We start from the raw sequence: 1,333 nt of genomic DNA, 5'->3' as shown, positions 1-1,333 counted from the left end.
ATAAGCACACTAGACCCCACAGTGCTCGCAGCTTGTTCAACGGCAAAGAACGGTGCAAAAACAGAATGACTGGCACCATAATCATGATCAGGTAAATACCAAAGTCGATGGCCATTTTTCAGAACTTTGAGCATTGATTTCACGTCTTTTCGATCGATCATTTGATGCCCAAAACGAGTTCGGCCTCGATGTTGAATAAATTCATAAGCAGGGTTTGAGTTTGGTCGATAAACACCATAGCCTTTGGCAAATTGGCTGAAGATACGAGCGGTTATTTCCAAGTTCAAATGGTGACTACACACCACTAATACACCGCGACCGTTCTTTTCCTCTGTGAGCAGACGATCTTTGCCAACAATAGAAGTTATGCGATTAATTCGCCAGTCAGGCCAAAACCAAGCGATACCAGTTTCGATGAGCGCCATTCCCGTGTATTGAAAGTTTTTTCGTACCACATCCTTGCATTGCCAATCTGTGTAATCAGGAAAACATAGCTGAAGATTACGCAAAGCGATCTTGTATCGGCGCTTCATTAACTGCATCGCAACGCAACCGATGCTTCTACCTAAGATTCGTAAAACCACATACGGCAGTACATTAACAATGATTGCTAGAGATCCAAATGCCAGCCAAACAGACCAATATTTGGGCTTAAGTAACTGATAGGAAAAAAGCGGCGGCGGGACAATATTCATAGGATCACTCATTTATTACAAATGATTGAAACCTATCATGATAAAAACCGGAAGATTGTATGGGTATGTATTGTTGTGCATGCAAAAGAGCAGCGTAAATCGCTGCTCTTTTCTTTATGAGCATGGCTTAGCTTCGTAGCCCAATCCCTTTTGTTACCAAATAGTGGGCAATGGCGTACAGCACCACAACAAACACACCAAGTACACTAAATGAAGTCACGATACCGACATCCGATACGCCTAAAAATCCGTAACGGAATGCATTCACCATGTAAACAATTGGGTTGATTTTCGATACACCTTGCCAAAACTCAGGCAACAGGCTAATCGAATAAAACACACCGCCAAGATAGGTAAGCGGCGTTAATACAAACGTAGGAATGATTGAGATGTCATCAAACGTCTTTGCGTAAACCGCATTGATCAATCCACCAAGAGCAAACACCACCGACGTCATAAATACCGTCGCCACAATAATGCCCCAGTGCTCAACCTGTAGATCCACAAACAGCAGCGACACGCACGTCACAATAGCACCAACCAGCAAGCCACGGGTTACACCACCCATGACATAACCTGCGATGATGACGTAGTTTGGCACAGGTGCAACCAACAACTCTTCAATGTTCTTTTGCAGT

2 protein-coding genes are annotated in these 1,333 nt (G+C 43.7%); both read right to left on the bottom strand.

Annotated features, from left to right (window positions below; genetic code table 11):
- A partial coding sequence (lpxL, locus tag R7P67_RS24625; RefSeq protein WP_318086293.1) for an LpxL/LpxP family Kdo(2)-lipid IV(A) lauroyl/palmitoleoyl acyltransferase occupies positions 1–695 on the bottom strand: 695 nt, incomplete at its 3' end.
- 127 nt (positions 696–822) lie between these two features.
- Positions 823–1,333, bottom strand: a 511-nt coding sequence (locus R7P67_RS24620) for an ABC transporter permease (RefSeq protein ID WP_318086292.1), incomplete at its 5' end; no start/stop codon positions are given.

It is taken from the genome of Vibrio sp. Vb0937 (assembly GCF_033338855.1).
The sequence above is the reverse complement of the archived record's forward strand: the minus strand, read 5'-3'. Positions and strand labels throughout refer to the sequence as shown.